Raw genomic sequence first — 15,265 nt, 5'->3', positions numbered from 1 at the left:
GCGGCTCGTTTTTTTAATTTTTAGAGGAAACGTAACATCGCTACTGATAAGTCGTCGCATCGCATCAACGGTGAAATCACTGCGCCGGAAGTGCGTCTGGTCGGGCTCGAGAACGAACCGCTCGGTATCGTAAAACTCGCTGATGCTTTCCGTAAATCGGAAGAACTGGATGTTGACCTGGTGGAAATCGCGCCGCAAGCGGTTCCCCCGGTTTGCCGTCTGATGGATTACGGCAAGTTCAAGTACCAGGAATCGAAGAAACAGCACGAAGCGAAGCTGAAGCAGAAGGTCATCCAGGTCAAGGAAGTCAAGTTCCGCCCGGGTACCGATGACGGGGATTACAACGTCAAGCTCCGCAATCTCGTGCGCTTCCTCGAAGAAGGCGACAAGACGAAGATCACGTTGCGTTTCCGCGGCCGCGAAATGGCTCACCAGGAAATCGGTATGCGGATGCTCGAGCGTCTGCGCACGGATCTCGATGAAGTCGGCCAGGTCGAGCAGATGCCGAAGATGGAAGGGCGCCAGATGATCATGGTGCTCTCGCCGAAGAAAAAGAAGTAACGGGCTCGCGCGCTTCGCGCGCAGGTTCGGAAGTGGTTCGGCGCGTTGCCCGGTCAGGGCGGCGCGCCAGCAATGACGGCGGCTGCGCAAGCGGTTCGCCGTACACAAGTGGACTGGGTTTCGAAGGGCGGGTCAAGGGCGCAAGCCAACCGCACACCCATCGCCATCTAATAAACTGGAGTTGTTCGTCATGCCTAAGATGAAGACCAAGAAGAGCGCTGCAAAGCGCTTCGTGGTGCGTCCGGGCGGTACCGTCAAGCGCGGTCAAGCCTTCAAGCGCCACATCCTGACCAAGAAAACCACGAAGAACAAGCGCCATCTGCGCGGCGCCACGGCAGTTCATGATTCCGATCTGAACTCCGTCCGCGCGATGCTCCCGTTCGCGTAACCCCTCAATCGATACTCCAAGGAGAGAAACATGCCTCGAGTCAAACGTGGGGTAACCGCACGGGCCCGCCACAAGAAGATCATCAACCTGGCCAAGGGTTATCGCGGCCGCCGCAATAACGTCTACCGCATCGCCAAGCAGGCGGTGATGCGCGCTGGTCAGTACGCGTACCGCGATCGCCGCAACAAGAAGCGTGTGTTCCGCGCACTGTGGATCACGCGTATCAACGCGGCAGTTCGCCAGCACGACATGACCTACAGCGTGTTCATCAACGGCCTGAAGAAGGCGTCGATCGAACTCGACCGTAAGGTGCTGGCCGACATGGCGGTGTTCGACAAGGCTGCTTTTGCTGCGATCGTCAAGCAGGTGAAAGCCGCCGTTGCAGCCTAATTGCGAAATTAGCACTGCGTGGTTAGTTGCAGCGATGTTCCGGTAGTTTCGGCCGCTGCAGCGAAAACGGGGCTCTTCCGAGCCCCTTTTTTTATCGGCCCTCGCTGGGCCGCCCCAAGAGGGCCGATCGCCCCCTCGGGGGGCAGCGAATGAAGAGAGCGTGGGGGCCGTTTTTTGTTGGACGGGCGATTTCGCTCGCCAAGACCGAATGACGTTGGAAATGATGGGATCTATGGATCTGGACCAGATTGTCGCCGACGCGCAGCAGTCCTTCGAACAGGCTGCCGACATCACCACGCTCGAAAACGAGAAAGCACGATTTCTCGGCAAGTCGGGTGCGCTGACCGAGTTGCTGAAGGGCCTCGGCAAGCTCGATCCGGAAGCACGCAAGACCGAAGGCGCACGCATCAACGTCGCGAAGCAGCAGGTTGAAGCCGCGCTGACCGCACGTCGCCAGGCGCTGGCCGACGCGCTGTTGAATCAGCGCCTCGCCGCCGAGGCGATCGACGTGACGCTGCCGGGCCGCGGCGCGGGTGCAGGCAGCCTGCACCCCGTGATGCGCACGTGGGAGCGTGTAGAACAGATTTTCCGCTCGATCGGTTTCGACGTGGCCGACGGTCCCGAAATCGAGACCGACTGGTACAACTTCACGTCGCTGAACAGCCCGGAGAACCATCCGGCGCGTTCGATGCAGGACACCTTCTACGTCGAAGGCAAGGACGCCGACGGCCGCCAGTTGCTGCTGCGCACGCACACGAGCCCGATGCAGGTGCGTTACGCGCGCATGAACCGTCCGCCGATCAAGGTGATCGCGCCGGGCCGCACGTATCGCGTCGACAGCGATGCGACCCACTCGCCGATGTTCAATCAGGTCGAGGGGCTGTGGATCGACGAAAACATCAGTTTTGCCGACCTCAAGGGCGTCTATACCGACTTCCTGAAAAAATTCTTCGAGCGCGACGACATCCTCGTGCGCTTCCGTCCGTCGTATTTCCCGTTCACGGAACCGTCGGCCGAGATCGACATGATGTTCGAGCAAGGCAAGAACGCCGGCAAGTGGCTCGAGATCTCCGGTTCGGGGCAAGTGCATCCGACCGTGATTCGCAACATGGGCCTCGATCCCGAGCGCTACATCGGCTTCGCGTTCGGCAGCGGCCTCGAGCGCCTGACGATGCTGCGCTACGGCGTCCAGGATCTCCGGCTGTTCTTCGAGAACGACCTGCGTTTCCTGCGCCAGTTCGCATAACGCCGCTCGCCGCGCCGACCTGTGCCCGCGCACGCTCCGACGGACGATCCGACGGGGCCCGGGCGTCGATCTAACCTGTTTCGAACGTAGACATCCATGCAATTCCCTGAATCCTGGTTGAGAACCTTTGTCGACCCGCAGCTCACGACCGACGAACTGTCGCACGCGCTGACGATGGCGGGGCTCGAAGTCGAATCGCTGAGCAAGGCTGCGCCGCCGACGTCGAAGATCGTCGTCGGCCGCGTGCTCGAAGTCGTCAAGCATCCGGATGCGGACAAGCTCAATGTCTGCCAGGTCGACGCCGGCACCGGCGCGACGCTGAATATCGTCTGCGGCGCGCCGAACGTGGCGCCCGGCATCAAGGTGCCGGTCGCGCTGGTCGGCGCGGAACTGCCGCCGGCGGAAGAGGGCGGCAAGCCGTTCGCGATCAAGCTGTCGAAGCTGCGCGGCGTGGAGAGCCAGGGGATGCTGTGCTCGGCGCGCGAGCTGAAGCTGTCCGAGGATCACGGCGGCCTGCTGATCCTGCCGGAAGACACGCCGGTCGGTCAGGACATCCGCGAGACGCTCAATCTCGACGACACGATCTTCGAAATCAAGCTGACGCCGAACAAGGCCGACTGCCTGTCCGTGTTCGGCATCGCGCGCGAGACGGCTGCGATCACCGGCGTGCCGCTGACGCCGGTCGACATCCGCCCGGTGCGCGTCGAGCTCGACGAAACGCTGCCGGTGCGCATCGCTGCGCCCGATCTGTGCGGCCGCTTCTCGGGTCGCGTGATCCGCGGCGTGAACGCGCACGCGAAGACGCCGCAATGGATGGTCGAGCGTCTCGAGCGTTCGGGCCAGCGCAGCGTGTCCGCGCTCGTCGACATCTCGAACTACGTGATGTTCGAACTCGGCCGCCCGTCGCACGTGTTCGATCTCGACAAGATCCACGGCGGCATCGAGGTGCGCTGGGGCAAGCGCGGCGAATCGCTGAAGCTGCTCAATGGCAACACGGTCGAACTGGACGAAACGGTCGGCGTGATTTCGGACGACCGCCAGGTCGAAAGCCTGGCCGGCATCATGGGCGGCGACAGCACGGCTGTCACGCTCGACACGACCAACATTTACCTGGAAGCCGCGTTCTGGTGGCCGGACAGCATCCGCGGCCGTGCGCGCAAGTACAACTTCTCGACCGATGCGGCGCATCGCTTCGAGCGCGGCGTCGATTACGCGACGACCGTCGAGCACGTCGAGCGCATCACGCAACTGATTCTGGAGATCTGTGGCGGCAAGGCCGGCCCGGTCGACGATCAGTCCGTGAACCTGCCACAGCGCGCGCCGGTGAAGATGCGCGTGTCGCGCGCGAACCGCATCATCGGCGTGAAGATCGGCGCCGACGAGATCGCCAGCATCTTCACGCGCCTCGGCCTGCCGTTCGAGCGTGAAGACGACGCGTTCCTCGTTACGCCGCCGTCGCACCGCTTCGACATCGAGATCGAGGAAGACCTGATCGAGGAAGTGGCGCGTATCTACGGCTTCGAGAAGATCCCCGCGCGTCCGCCGGTCGCGACGAGCGAAATGCGTGCGACCAACGAAACGCGGCGCTCGATTCACGACATCCGTCACGCGCTCGCCGCGCGCGACTATGCGGAAACCGTCAACTTCAGCTTCGTCGATGCGGAGTGGGAGCACGATTTCGCGGGCAACGACAACCCGATCCGGCTGCTGAACCCGATCGCGAGCCAGCTTTCGGTGATGCGCACGACGCTGTTCGGCAGCCTGATCGCCGTGCTGCGCCACAACCTGAACCGCCGCGCCGATCGCGTGCGCGTGTTCGAGTCGGGCCGCGTGTTCCTCGCCGATCCGTCGGTGAAGGCCGGTGAGCTGGCGGTCGAAGGTCATGCGCAGCCGAAGCGTGTCGGCGCGCTTGCGTATGGTCCGGCACTCGACGAGCAGTGGGGCGCAGCGACCCGCGCGGTCGATTTCTTCGACGTGAAGGGTGATCTCGAGGCGCTGCTCGCGCCCGCGGCCGCGCGCTTCGTGAAGGCGGAGCATCCGGCCCTCCATCCGGGCCGCAGCGCGCGGATCGAGGTCGATGGTCGTGCGGTCGGCTGGATCGGCGAGCTGCACCCGCGCCTGATGCAGAAGTACGAGCTGCCGAACGCACCGGTGATGTTCGAGATCGATGCGGACGCGCTGATTGCACGCGCGCTGCCCGCGCCGACCGACGTGTCGAAATTCCCGCCGGTACGTCGCGATATCGCCGTTGTCGTCGATCAGGCGGTCGAGGTTCAGGCACTTTTCGACGAAATGAAGAAGGCGCTTGCCGAAGAGGCCTGCCGATTCGTTCAGAAGGTTGTACTCTTCGACGAATTTCGTGCAAAATCAAATACTTCCGGTGGTCTCGCCGCGCACGAGAAGAGCCTTGCCTTCCGCGTGACGCTGCAGGACGCGGCTGGCACGCTACAGGACGAGGTCGTCGATCAGGCGATCCAGACGCTGGTCGAGCGGATGGCTCGTGCCGGTGCGCGCCTGCGCGGCTAAGGAGAGGGCCCGCCCGTTCGCGGGCGGCTTTTCCCGATCGTAAGTTTTGATTCAACGCGCTGTATGGCAGATATGAACGACATGACCTCGAGTGAATTCGAAGCCCTCCTGACGGCGCAACGCAGCGCCATGAACCGCGACGCTTCGGCGCCGGCGTCCACCGAGACGCCGACGCTGACGAAGGCGGAACTGGCGGAGCTGCTGTTCGACAGCGTCGGGCTGAACAAGCGTGAAGCGAAGGACATGGTCGAGGCGTTTTTCGAAGTGATCCGCGACGCGCTCGAAAACGGCGAAAGCGTCAAGCTGTCGGGGTTCGGCAACTTCCAGTTGCGCGACAAGCCGCAGCGTCCGGGCCGCAATCCGAAGACGGGCGAGGCGATTCCGATCGCGGCCCGCCGGGTGGTAACCTTCCACGCGAGCCAGAAGCTGAAGGCGCTGGTCGAAAACGGCGCGGAGTAACGCCCCGCGCGCTGACCTTCCCGCGCGGCCGCCGCGCACCCTTTACCGACGGTTAACCGACGATGACCACCACGGTTGAGAAAGTCGTCTTGCCTCCGATTCCCGCGAAGCGCTACTTCACGATCGGTGAAGTCAGCGAACTGTGCGGGGTCAAGCCGCATGTGCTGCGTTACTGGGAACAGGAATTCACTCAGCTTCGGCCGGTGAAGCGGCGCGGCAATCGTCGGTATTACCAGCATCACGAAGTGCTCTTGATCCGGCGGATTCGCGAGTTGCTGTACGAGCAGGGGTTCACGATCAACGGTGCGCGCAACCGGCTCGATTCGCCGGGCGGCCAGCGGGCCGCGGCGGAACCGGTCGAGCCCGACATGCAAGCCGCCGACGCGCGTGTGCCGGGCAAGCCCGGCGCAACCGTCGACGTCGTTGCGTTGCGGCAGGCACTGCTCGACGTGATCGACGGACTGAAGCACGACTGAGTAACCGTCTTGCGAGTCAAACGTGCAGCGCGAAGGATGAAATGAAAAGCCCGGTTGGCGAAGCGCCACCGGGCTATTTTCATGCGTGTCGCGCCCGCGGATCAGCGTGACGCGAGCGGATTCTTCTGTCCCATGTCGACGACCAGCGTACCGTCCGGCAACATCCGCACCGAGCCCTGCGCGACCTGGCTGCGATAGCCGTACAGGTCGAATCGCATCGGGCCGGCCTCGGCCGAATTCCGGATCAGCGCGCGCACGTTCAGTTCGAGCACGTTGAACATCTTCATGTCGCCGCCTTCCATCCACATGTAGCTCGGCGCATCGATCTGCGGCCGCTTCGGCGCCGGCGCGCCCGAGGCGCGCCGGAACGTGAGGCGCAGCCCGTCGCGCTCGACCGTTGCCAGTCCGAGCTTGCCGTTCAGTACCGGCGGCGGGAATACGGTGTACTGGTCGAGCACGAGCGTGTCGCCGCGTAGTTCCGCGCCGCGACGCTGCAGCGGCGTCAGCGAAGCGAGCTCGATGCCGAGCGAGCGCAGCAGCTTCGCCTGCGGAATGCCGAGCACCGACACCTGGGACGGCTTGAACGCGAGGTGCCGGTCGTCGAGCACCGTCAGCGAGCCCTTCATGTCGGTCGGCAGCCAGACGCCCGGCACGTGATTCCACAGCTTGATGCCGCCCTGGACGCGCAGGTTCTGGCCGTCCGCGCTGAGCTGCAGGTCGTTCAGCGAGCGCGGCGAGTAGTCGAGCAAATAGTTGTTGAAGAGCGCGGACATCGCCTTCCACGACTCGACAACCGTGCCGCCGAGAATGCGGATGTCGTACTGGTTCGGATCGTCGAGATCGACGGGCTCGCCGGGACGCTTCGACACGAGTTCGACGTCGAGATCCTCGACATGAAAGCCGATATCGCCGGACAGGTTGAAGTCGACGTTGCGCAGATGGATCGTCGGGTTGCGGTTCGACACGTGCCGTTCGTTGAACGGCGCGGTCGACGTGCGCCGCATCGCGACCTTCTGCATGCCGGGCCGCGCGGTGTCCGCTGCGAGCGCGTAGGCTTCCCAGTGCTGGCGCACGTCGCGCAGCGCATTTTGCTGCGTGGCGAGGAAACTGTCGTTCAGGCGCGCGGCCGCGTTGCCGAGCAGCGCGCCGCTGGCCGGCCCCGTGTACGAAGGCATCCGGATTGCCATCGCACCGCTTTCGTCGAAATTGAAGTAACCGGCTGACACCTGGTCGCGATAGTGATACAGGTCGAACACGAAATTCTGGTCGCGCTGCGTCGAATCGACCGGCCCGATCAGGATGTCCGCGTTCATCGGCATCGAGCGCATGAACTTCACGTCGCCGCCGCGGATGACCATCGCCTGCTGCGGCGCGTTCGCAGGCATCGCGAAGCCTGCATGCGTGCCGTCGTCGAGCGCGAGGTCGAGGCCGGCCGGCGTCACGCGCAGCGCGATGATCGTGAGCTTCAGGCGCGGCGGCGGCATCAGCTTGTCGACCGACATCACGAGATCGTCGCCGGCGAGCTTCGCGATCGGCGTCTGGACCTTCAGCAGGTCGGCCATCTTCACGTTGGCCGCGCGCATCACCGGCTGCGCGTTGATGCCCGACACGCGCACGCCGGTCGGGTGGAACACGAGCTGGCTGCCGTCGCGGATCGCGAGCGTGCCGGTCAGGGAGAACGGCACCCAGCCGTCGCGCTGCATCTCGCCTTGCAGATGGATCACGCCGTCGCCGGCCGACACGGCCAGCTTGCGCAGCGGCGCGTTGCGATAGCCGAAGATATAGGTGTTGAAGAGGGCGGTCAGCTTCGCGTTGTCGAGCGTGACCGCGCCTTCGTGCACGTCGATCTCGAAGCTCGTCGGATCGTCGAACACGATCGGCGCGCCGGGCTGCGTCGGCACGAGCGTGGCCGACAACTGATGGATGAAGAAGCCGAGGTTGTTGACGATGCGGAAATCGACGTCGCGCAGGAACGTCATCGCGCCGTTCTGGCCCGAGTCGCGCAACGTGAACGGGCGCGGTTGCGTGAGACTGATCGATGCGACCGACGGCACGGTCCGCGCGATCTGCTGCTCGCGGGAGAGGCGTTCGGCTTTGGTGCGCTCGATTTTCGTCGACGCGACCGACGTGTTGCCGTCGCGCTGTGCGGACGATTCCGCGCAGCCGGTGCAGAGCAGCGCGAGCGCCAACGCGCCGCAGCCGAACACGCGGGATGTCTTGTGCGAGACCGGGGTGGCCACGCGTCGCGGGCCGGAAATCCAGTCGAAAATTGCCAAAGGCGAGCGATGGCCGCGCCGGACCGCATTCCGCATCGTCTGTCTCCATGTCTTGTCGTGATCGACGGCGGCGCGCGCCACTGCACGGCGCGAGCGTCGATGCCGTGCAGTGTGTCATAGCGCGCTAGAGCGGCGTTACCAAACAACGGGCGGTCGGGCGCGGCAACCGGGCGGGCTGCGGGACAATGGATTCGGGGTGGCGAGGCGGCCGGATCAAACGATCGTTCGGTTTGTGCGGCCCCTCGGCCAATGAGTTTCTCGGCGAACGGGCCAACCCGCCGCCAGCCTTGGCCGGCGCGGGTTTCACCGGCTTCGCGAGGCGCCGGCCGATGCAGTCGGAACCAGCGTGCGATCCGGCCCCGTCGTGGCCGCCCGCGGGGCCGATCAGACCAGCATGTGCTGCCGGATCGCGTTCAGCGTCGCCTGGTCGATCTGCAGGCCATTGGCGATGTACGACGTCATCGAGCCGTACGACGCGGTGACCTGATCGAATGCCGCCTGCAGATAGTCGGCGTGCGCGCCTTGCAGCGCGGTCATCATGTCTGCCGAATTTTGCCCGCCGGCCTTTTGAGCCTGGGCGACAGAGGCGGCGATTGCGGATGCGCTATAGACGTTAGTCAGCAGGTAGTCGGCGAGAATCGTCTGCTGAGAGAGGCCGAGGATCGTGTGCAGAACGGCGGTCGCCCAGCCGGTGCGATCCTTGCCGGCCGTGCAGTGAAAGACCAGGTTTTCGCCGGCCTCGGCGAATCCGGAGAACAGCGCGTGATAGCTTGCATGCGCGGTGTCCGACGTCACGAACGCCCGGTACATGCCCATCATGAATGCCGTCGCGGTTGCGCCGCTGGTCGGAATCGGGTCGATGCTGGCGGCCCCGAGCACGTTGAGGTTTTGCCAGGTGGCGCCGGGCAGCGTCGCATCCGGTTGCGTCTTGATCTCGGCAGGCGTGCGCAGGTCGCAGACCTGCCTGATGCCCAGCGTGCCGACGGTCGCGACGTCTGCGGCGGACAATGCAAGCGCGGATGAGCGATAGATCACGCCTTTCTTCATCGTCGCGCCGCTGGTCGTCACATAGCCGGTTCCGTCGGGTCCGCCCGTGTCGCGAAAGTTCGACGCCGAACCCAGCCGCGGTGTCGTGACCGGCGCGACCGAAACCGAGTCGCCGCCGCATGCCGACAGAAGCGACGCGCTCCCCAGTGCGATGCCTATCGTGCCGGCGCCCAGCCGGAGAAAATGTCGACGGGATATTTCGTTTTTCTGATGCATTCAAGGCCCTGTGTCGGAGACGGTTACAAGAGGTCGCGACCGCGATGGTGACCGGTGGTGGTGCCTCCTGTACCGCGCGCGACGCGGCACAGCGGGGGCGGGCCGGATCGATCGGCATGCAGTCGGACGGTTCGCCGTGCGCATCAATCTCGCGCCGGGTTACCGCACGGTAGCGATCCGCGGCCAAACAGCCATCGTCCTTTTCGATTAGGGAGGCATGCGGGTTGCCCGTGCGGGCCGTGCAGCGTCGACGGGTACGATCGGCGGCAACGGCGAGGTAAGATCGGCTTCGTGGCTGTATGAATCAAAACACTTGGCCATCACGGGGAAGCGTCATGGATCTGAAGGAAGTCGACGTATTGGGGGCGAGTGCGGGCGATCACTGGTACTACGCGTCGAAGGCGCGTGCGATCCGACGGTTCCTGGGCGGGTCGGGCGCGAACCGGATACTCGATGTCGGTGCAGGCTCCGGCTTCTTCTCGAAGCACCTGCTCGAACGCACGAAGGCGACGGAGGCGTGGTGCGTCGATACGAGCTACGCCGACGATAGCGACGAGGAGACGGCCGGCAAGCCCATTCACTTTCGGCGGTCCGTCGAGCGATTCGATGCCGATCTCGTTCTGCTGATGGACGTGCTCGAGCATGTCGACGACGATGTCGGGCTGCTGGCGCAGTATGTGAAGGGGGCGCCTCCGGGCAGCCGGTTCCTGATCACGGTTCCCGCGTTCCAGTTCCTCTGGAGCGGCCATGACGATTTTCTCGAGCACAAACGCAGGTATACGCTCGGCGGTCTCGAGGACGTGGTTCGTCGTGCGGGGCTCGAGGTCGAGCGCGGCGCCTATTACTTCGGCCTCACGTTTCCGCTCGCGGCAGCGCTGCGGCTGGGCGAACGGTTGCGTCGGCATTCGCGCGAGCCGGCGTCGCAATTGCGCCGGCACCATCCGTTCGTCAACGGCTTGCTCAAGACGATCTGTCGCGTAGAGTTGCCGATGTTCCGGTTCAACCGCGTCGCCGGCCTGACGGTCATCTGCGTTGCGCGCAAGCGGTGAATGCGATGCGGATGTCGTGTGGCCGGGGCGCGGGGCGCGCCGGCATGGGTGTCGCCACCTGAATCTGCGCGGCCACGCCAAAAAATTTCACAAGAACATTCACAAAATGCCTGCGACCCGATTCTAAATAGGGAAAGTGTCTGTTATACTTTTCTTCTTTCGGGGCGTAGCGCAGCCTGGTAGCGTACCTGCATGGGGTGCAGGTGGTCGGAGGTTCAAATCCTCTCGCCCCGACCAGGAAAATCAAGGACTTACGGTGAAAGCCGTAAGTCCTTTTCCATTTTGGGCAAATTTTGCCCCCACACGTTGAGTGGTTCTCCCGGGAATGGCACGGAACTTCCACCGAGCGGGGCGGCGTCCGGTCGGTATTCCGGTTGTAGCGACTTCGCCCGCCCCCGTACAACTTGCACAGCACTGCTGGCGCCGCTCCGCTGGCGTAAGACTGGTCACAAGTCACTCCCGCCTTTCTGCCTCAATTGAAAGGTGACCGACCGTGTTGCCGGGTTTATTGTGATCGCTGTCGGCGATCGCATCTAAATGGGCCCAGAAAATGAAATCGAAGCCCCGCTCCTCGAGGCGCTCGAACCGCTCCTCAGCCGCGGCAAGCTTCAGCAGGCATTGAGCTTGCCAATCCAACCCGACCACGAACCATTTCCACGAATTGTTCCATCCGCGCCACAGGATGGCGCCGGCGCTGCAATGATCGTGTGCAAACTTCTGGATCCGGCGGTCGATCACTTTCGCATCGTCACGCGAAATGGATCCAGATAGGCGGATCGCGACTGTATTCGCCGCATCGTCACGCGCGAGATAAACATCCGCAATGCCTCCTAGGTGCCGACGAACGCTTTCGAGATGCTCGAGCTCCATATCTGCATCCACTGGCATTGCGCCGCACAATACATATTCGCCCTTGTCTAGGGCATCTTCGATCTCCATGATCGTCACTCCGCCGATGTTTCGCCGGACAGGTCAAGCGACCGACTGGATGCTCCGGCGTGGGACAGGCGGCCAGCGGCCATGCGACGGCGTGCTGCCGTGCTGGGCGTTCGGGAGAAAAGTCAGGTGTCGCCATGCGCCGTCGACGCGCAACGTTCCAGTTTGCGGGTCCAGATGATCGAATCTCGGGAGAGGTCAATATGGCGATCAAGGCCGAGCGGCAAGAATGAAACGTCGCCGGCCCAATTCCTAGTGAAAATTGCAGCGGCGCTCGCGTGTTTCTGCGCAAAGTCGGCAAGCACCGTCTCCACTGCAAGCCATTCGTTCGGTAATAGCGCGCCTGTGAGGCAGATGACTAGACAGTGCGCCACGGTGTCGGTGGCAAAATAAACGTCGACATTGACGTGTTCGGTCAACCTATTGGCGAGGTTTTCGGCGTGTGCATGGCGAAATTGGGCGCGGACCGGTAGCGCGCCGCGGAGTATGTAGTTGGCCATGGTTTCCTCCGGACCTAGTCGCCGCTCGCGTGAGTAGGCGTAGTGGTGCCCCGCTCGACAGCGTGCGGTAACATCGGAAAGTCAAATGGTATGACGAGATTGGTACTCGTTCGTACCATTGTCAACGAACAAAACATGACAAATGGATGATTTTCCGATACGCCTCAAACAGGAACGCAAGCGCATGCGCTTGACTCAGCCCGAATTTGCAGCGCTGGGTGGGGTTCATAAGCAGGCTCAGTTTCATTACGAGCGAGGGACACGCCGACCGAATTCCGATTACCTCGTGGGGCTGGCGTCTGCCGGTGTGGACGTGTACTACCTGCTTACTGGGCAGGTCGCGACGCTTGCGTCGACTGTTGAGGAACAGCAGATCTTGTCTCGATACAGGGCCCTCGACGCAGATCAGCGCATTGCAATGCTGGCGCTTATGGACACCATGGGTGTATCGACGCACCGTGCGAAACAGAACGGTGATTCGTAGGGCGACTAAGAAGTCGACACGTTCACGGATCGTACGATCTGACGATCGCGACCTATGGAAGAACCGTCAACGGCCCTGCCTAGCAACGACGCCCAGCATCTTCGACGCAGCCGTCCCAACCGCGCAGCACTACGATGATGGCGGGTCTCGTTAGATATAAGCGCCGTTGGTGGCGGTATTTCGTGCGGTGGCCAGGACCCGATGTATTTCCTAACGTGTGCTGCTGACCATTGACATGTGTTGCCGGAGGGAGATGCGGGCTATTGCAGGGCCGAGGCACAGCCGGACCGTGGTCGAGCTTCCACAGGTCGTGAAGCGGTTTTCCATCGCTCGAACTTTTATTCCGCACAGCTCAGATGTGCATGGCGCCCAAAACCGGCGCAAGCCTATCCTGCTGTAAGGACTTTCGCTGTGTGTCAATGGTATTTTGGGCCGGTGATGTTCGCCGCCGGATGTGTTTCTGATGCACGCGGATCGCGCGCTCGATTTGCGATGTCGACTCACGCTTGTTGAGTCACGTGCGCCATCGTTGTTGCACGCACGATGCGTTTTTTAACGCGTTTTCCTGTGCTGCGTGATTGCATCACATTTGCACAAGTTCTACTTAGTATCTGTTTTCGGACGCACGCGGGATGTGCGCGAAGGTGTGAGCCTCTGCGCAGCACGTTTGCTCGACACGGTGTACGACCTGATGTTCGATCTCTGCGTGGTTTCGCTGTTCCTGTGTCGTGAGTTTGTAGTTGCTGCATATGCGTCTAGCCGTCGAGGTGGCAGACTGCATCCCTGTAACCGGCCTTGTTGCGCCAGAACTGCCGGCGCGGGCCATCATATCGAAGCCGCCCGGGAGCTCCCAATTCCATCCGAGACGCAGCCTGCGCAGCAGCGATCAACCGCTGCGCATGGGGCTGGCCAGCAGGATAGCCGGGGTTTGCTCCCGTTCGGTCTGACCTCATGTTGCTATCGCACAGTGCAGCGAGGGGGAAGGAACTACGCGGTACTACACGGTCGCCGCCGGCAGCGCGATAGCGCTGCCAGGCGAGCGGATCGTAGGTTTCGTCGTGCGCCAGCATTGCCCATAGCATGCGGGCGTGTTTGTTGGCGATCGCGACGAGTGTCTTGTGATAGCCCTTGCGGTGAAACAGATCGACGATCCAGCGCCCGAGGCGGGAGAGACGCTCGGGCAGACAGCGCAAGGCCGACTGCAGGGCGCTGCGCGCGCCTTGCACCAGCAGCCCGCGTAGATAGCCGTCGCCGTGCCGAGTCACCTTGCCCAGTCTGGCCTTGCCACCGGAACTGTGCTGCTGCGGCGTCTAGCCGAGCCAGGCACCGAATTGCCGGCCGTTCTTGAAACTGGATGCATTGGAGACCGTCGCGACGAGTGCGCTGGCAGTGAGGGGCCCGATGCCGAGGAGGGCCCGCAAGCGCTGAGCCGGTGCGTTGTCGACCAGATGCGCGGCAATCTCGGCGTCGCAGCGCGCGACGCGCGCGTCGAGGGCGGCGAATTGCTCGCGCGTTTCCAACGCAAGCGCTCGAACCTGCACCGGAAGTCGTGGATCGTCGGTGAGACAGGGCAGCGCGGTGCGCAATGTCGAGCGGGAACGGCCCAGCACGATACCGAACTCGGCGAGCAGGCCCCGCAGGCGGTTGATCAAGGCGGTGCGCTCGTCGACCCATCCCTGGCGAGCACGGTGCCAGCTCAGGATGGCTTGTTGCTCGACGGTCTTGATGGTCACGAACCGCATCGTCGGTTGGCGGGCGGCAACCGCGATCGCTTCCGCGTCCGCTGCGTCATTCTTGCCGCCTTTACGGAACGGGGTAACGAATTCCGGGGCGATCAAACGGACGACATGACCGCGGGCCGAGAACCAGCGCCCCCAGTGATGGGCTGAACTGCATGATTCCATGGCGATGATGCCATCAGGCGCCTGTGCCGTCCAGCGTTCGAAGGCGGCCCGGCGCAGCACGCGCCGTTCGCGGACCGCGCCGCGATCGTCAAGTATGCAGATCGCGAAGATTTCCTTGGCCAGATCAATGCCGATCGTGATGGGACTGTTCATGAGTTCACCTCGTCATTCGAAAGAAGACGGCACGATTGTGCGACGTCGGCCGTCGCGCGCGCTAGCGGCGTCGTTGCGCCGAAAGTCCCTGATATTCCGTAATTCTATTTTCATGTTGTTTTCTCTGCCGATCGTGACTTCCGTGCGCGCGATGTGCAGGTCATGTGCATTCTGAAATCGCGTTTGTGTAGTTGCTGTGTGCGTCGCGTTTGATGCAGCGGTGTGAAGAAGTGAGTGGCGCATACGCGATCGCATGATCCCGAGTGCATCAGATGTAGGGGCGTGGAGAATCGCTGTCAGTGTGTCTTGAGTGATTAGTGCGTCTAACGCATCGCGTCACGGTGTGCTGGTGGTGCTCGTGTTGGATCCGCAGTGGCGCGACTGTGAATGTCTGCGTAACGCCGGCGCGCTCGTATGGCGCCGACGCTGAAAGGGCAGGGCTGACGATGTGAATGCCGAGTGCGGTGCGGTGACATCGAATGCGTCCTGTACTACCGATCGACGGGCAGGCGATGTTCACTGTGATTCGCGTTCGTATGTGCACGAAAGAGACGCCAGGTGCAACATCAGATGAGAGAAAAAATATTTGGTGTTCCGACAATTTACTACGTATTCCTCTGTATTCTATTTGATTCGATAACGATATGAAACGAG

At 62.8% G+C, this 15,265-nt stretch carries 13 protein-coding genes, 1 tRNA gene and 1 pseudogene; 10 read left to right on the top strand and 5 right to left on the bottom strand.

The window, feature by feature from the left end:
- Positions 1-36 precede the first annotated feature (36 nt).
- From infC to JYG32_RS06640, 7 genes are all read left to right on the top strand, one after another.
- On the top strand, positions 37-561 hold the full coding sequence (gene infC / locus JYG32_RS06670; RefSeq protein ID WP_174382269.1) for a translation initiation factor IF-3: 525 nt from the start codon (positions 37-39) through the stop codon (positions 559-561).
- A gap of 190 nt (positions 562-751) precedes the next feature.
- Positions 752-949 (top strand): 50S ribosomal protein L35, encoded by a 198-nt coding sequence (gene rpmI, locus JYG32_RS06665; protein WP_004191477.1) that lies wholly within the window; start codon positions 752-754, stop codon positions 947-949.
- A 30-nt stretch (positions 950-979) separates the two neighbouring features.
- Positions 980-1,339 (top strand): 50S ribosomal protein L20, encoded by a 360-nt coding sequence (rplT, locus tag JYG32_RS06660; RefSeq protein WP_004192938.1) that lies wholly within the window; start codon positions 980-982, stop codon positions 1,337-1,339.
- A gap of 232 nt (positions 1,340-1,571) precedes the next feature.
- Positions 1,572-2,585 (top strand): phenylalanine--tRNA ligase subunit alpha, encoded by a 1,014-nt coding sequence (gene pheS, locus JYG32_RS06655; protein ID WP_031402190.1) that lies wholly within the window; start codon positions 1,572-1,574, stop codon positions 2,583-2,585.
- Positions 2,586-2,681: 96 nt separating this feature from the next.
- Positions 2,682-5,111 (top strand): phenylalanine--tRNA ligase subunit beta, encoded by a 2,430-nt coding sequence (gene pheT, locus JYG32_RS06650; protein ID WP_213265052.1) that lies wholly within the window; start codon positions 2,682-2,684, stop codon positions 5,109-5,111.
- Positions 5,112-5,183: 72 nt separating this feature from the next.
- Entirely contained in the window at positions 5,184-5,570 is a 387-nt protein-coding gene (locus JYG32_RS06645; protein WP_006486093.1) for an integration host factor subunit alpha, read from the top strand.
- Between the two features lie 62 nt (positions 5,571-5,632).
- Positions 5,633-6,046, top strand: coding sequence for a MerR family transcriptional regulator (locus JYG32_RS06640; RefSeq protein ID WP_174382259.1), 414 nt, complete (start codon positions 5,633-5,635; stop codon positions 6,044-6,046).
- 101 nt (positions 6,047-6,147) lie between these two features.
- On the opposite strand, the gene JYG32_RS06635 is transcribed toward JYG32_RS06640, so the two are convergent.
- Both JYG32_RS06635 and JYG32_RS06630 read right to left on the bottom strand, forming a co-directional pair.
- The gene (locus tag JYG32_RS06635) at positions 6,148-8,358 is read right to left on the bottom strand and encodes a hypothetical protein (protein WP_213265051.1); all 2,211 of its coding nucleotides are present in this window, start codon (positions 8,356-8,358) and stop codon (positions 6,148-6,150) included.
- A gap of 348 nt (positions 8,359-8,706) precedes the next feature.
- On the bottom strand, positions 8,707-9,390 hold the full coding sequence (locus JYG32_RS06630; protein ID WP_249744604.1) for a tyrosine-protein phosphatase: 684 nt from the start codon (positions 9,388-9,390) through the stop codon (positions 8,707-8,709).
- Between the two features lie 530 nt (positions 9,391-9,920).
- Between JYG32_RS06630 and JYG32_RS06625 the strand changes: the two genes are divergently transcribed.
- Together JYG32_RS06625 and JYG32_RS06620 are read left to right on the top strand one after the other, a co-directional pair.
- Positions 9,921-10,634, top strand: coding sequence for a class I SAM-dependent methyltransferase (locus JYG32_RS06625; protein ID WP_174382256.1), 714 nt, complete (start codon positions 9,921-9,923; stop codon positions 10,632-10,634).
- A 160-nt stretch (positions 10,635-10,794) separates the two neighbouring features.
- Positions 10,795-10,871: transfer RNA gene (locus tag JYG32_RS06620), tRNA-Pro, on the top strand.
- A 216-nt stretch (positions 10,872-11,087) separates the two neighbouring features.
- Here the strand turns inward: JYG32_RS06620 and JYG32_RS06615 are convergent.
- Both JYG32_RS06615 and JYG32_RS06610 read right to left on the bottom strand, forming a co-directional pair.
- Positions 11,088-11,573, bottom strand: coding sequence for a hypothetical protein (locus tag JYG32_RS06615; RefSeq protein WP_213265049.1), 486 nt, complete (start codon positions 11,571-11,573; stop codon positions 11,088-11,090).
- Between the two features lie 122 nt (positions 11,574-11,695).
- Positions 11,696-12,070 (bottom strand): hypothetical protein, encoded by a 375-nt coding sequence (locus tag JYG32_RS06610; protein WP_213265048.1) that lies wholly within the window; start codon positions 12,068-12,070, stop codon positions 11,696-11,698.
- Between the two features lie 142 nt (positions 12,071-12,212).
- Here JYG32_RS06610 and JYG32_RS06605 point away from each other — a divergent pair, with 142 nt between their 5' ends.
- Positions 12,213-12,554, top strand: a complete 342-nt coding sequence (locus tag JYG32_RS06605; protein WP_213265047.1) for a helix-turn-helix domain-containing protein — start codon at positions 12,213-12,215, stop codon at positions 12,552-12,554.
- A gap of 1,022 nt (positions 12,555-13,576) precedes the next feature.
- On the opposite strand, the pseudogene JYG32_RS06600 reads toward JYG32_RS06605, so the two are convergent.
- Positions 13,577-14,611 (bottom strand): annotated as a pseudogene (locus tag JYG32_RS06600) (IS110 family transposase); the annotation flags it as partial.
- Between the last annotated feature and the right edge of the window lie 654 nt (positions 14,612-15,265).

This window comes from Burkholderia pyrrocinia (assembly GCF_018417535.1).
GTDB lineage: Bacteria > Pseudomonadota > Gammaproteobacteria > Burkholderiales > Burkholderiaceae > Burkholderia > Burkholderia pyrrocinia_E.
The sequence above is the reverse complement of the archived record's forward strand: the minus strand, read 5'-3'. Positions and strand labels throughout refer to the sequence as shown.